Below are 1,862 nucleotides of genomic sequence, written 5' to 3'. Positions count from 1 at the left end.
CAGCGCCTTATGGTGATGGCGGAGATGGTCTTCGACGAAGGATTGGATGAAGAAGTAGCCGTGGTCATAGCCGGGGTGGCGGCGCAGGGTGAGCCGCTGCCCGGTCTGCTTGGCGGCCGCTTCGAAGAGATGCGGATGGAGCTGCTGGGCCAGGAATTGGTCGTCCAGCCCCTGGTCGATCAGGATGTCGCCGGGGAACGGACCGTTGGTTTGCAGGAGCTCGGTGGCGTCATATTGCGCCCAGCTGGCGGTGTTGGCGCCGAGATAGCCGCGGAAGGCCTTCTGGCCCCAGGGGCATTGGCTGGGGGCGGCGACCGGCGCCAGGGCCGAGAGCGAGCGGTACTGGCCGGGATGGCGCAGCGCCGAGACGAGCGCGCCATGGCCGCCCATGGAATGGCCGAAGATCCCCTGGCGGGTGAGGTCGGCGGGGAACTGGGCGCCGATCAGCTCGGGCAGTTCCTTGGTGACATAGGCGCCCATGCGCCAATGCTGGGCCCAGGGCGCCTCGGTGGCATCGAGATAGAAGCCGGCCCCGACGCCGAAATCCCAGCTTGCCGCCTGGCCGGGGAAATCGGTGCCCCGCGGGCTGGTATCGGGGGCGACCAGGATGAGGCCCAATTCGGCCGCCACACGCTGCGCCCCGGCCTTGATCGGAAAGGTCTCCTCGGTGCAGGTCAGCCCGGCCAGATAGGTCACGACCGGCAGCTTCTTGCCGTTCTTTGCCTGCGGCGGCAGGAAGACCGCCAGACGCATGGCGAGGCCGATCTCCCGGGATTGATGGCGGTAGAAGCCCTGGCGGCCGCCAAAACAGCCATGCTCGGCCAGGGTCTCCAGGGCGGGGGTCGCCACCGCCATCAGTACAGCACCACGCCGCGGATCGAGGTGCCGGCCTTCATCAGCTCGAAGCCCTTGTTGATGTCCTCGAGCGGCATCGTATGGGTGATGAGATCATCGATATTGATCTTGCCGTCCATGTACCAGTCGACGATCTTCGGCACATCGGTGCGGCCGCGCGCCCCGCCGAAGGCGGTGCCCTTCCAGACCCGGCCGGTCACCAGCTGGAACGGCCGGGTGGCGATCTCCTGGCCGGCCCCGGCGACGCCGATGATGACCGAGACACCCCAGCCCTTGTGGCAGCATTCCAAAGCCTGGCGCATCAGGGTCACATTGCCGATGCATTCGAAGCTGTAATCGGCGCCACCCTTGGTCAGGTTGACGAGATAGGGGACGAGATCGCCCTCGACCTCCTTCGGGTTGACGAAATGGGTCATGCCGAACTTCTCGGCGATTGCCTTGCGGGCCGGGTTGATATCGACCCCGATGATCATATTGGCCCCCACCATGCGGGCCCCCTGGATCACATTGAGGCCGATCCCGCCCAGGCCGAACACCACCACATTGGCCCCGGCCTCCACCTTGGCGGTGTTGATCACCGCACCGATCCCGGTGGTGACGCCGCAGCCGATATAGCAGACCTTGTCGAAGGGGGCGTCCGCGCGGATCTTCGCCAAGGCGATCTCCGGCACCACCGTGTAATTGGCGAAGGTCGAGGTGCCCATGTAGTGATGCACCTTCTTGCCGCCGAGCGAGAAACGGCTGCTGCCATCGGGCATCAGACCCTGGCCCTGGGTCACCCGGATCGCCTGGCAAAGATTGGTCTTCTGGCTCAAGCAATATTCGCATTGCCGGCATTCGGGCGTATAGAGCGGGATCACGTGGTCGCCCTTCTTGAGCGTCGTCACACCCGGCCCCACATCGACCACGATCCCCGCCCCCTCATGGCCCAGAATGGCCGGGAACAGCCCTTCCGGATCGGCCCCCGACAGGGTGAAGTAATCCGTGTGACACAGACCCGTCGCCTT

At 65.6% G+C, this 1,862-nt stretch carries 2 protein-coding genes; both read right to left on the bottom strand.

The features are described 5' to 3' along the window. Positions 1-855: S-formylglutathione hydrolase (gene fghA / locus SMD27_RS24040; RefSeq protein WP_320510998.1), on the bottom strand; the 855-nt coding region annotated here is incomplete at its 3' end. Continuing rightward, positions 855-1,862 (bottom strand): S-(hydroxymethyl)glutathione dehydrogenase/class III alcohol dehydrogenase (locus SMD27_RS24035; protein ID WP_320510997.1); only part of this gene is annotated, 1,008 nt, incomplete at its 5' end. The genes fghA and SMD27_RS24035, both read right to left, overlap by 1 nt.

The sequence above is a fragment of the Dongia soli genome (genome assembly GCF_034044715.1).
Classification (GTDB): domain Bacteria; phylum Pseudomonadota; class Alphaproteobacteria; order Dongiales; family Dongiaceae; genus Dongia_B; species Dongia_B soli.
The sequence above is the reverse complement of the archived record's forward strand: the minus strand, read 5'-3'. Positions and strand labels throughout refer to the sequence as shown.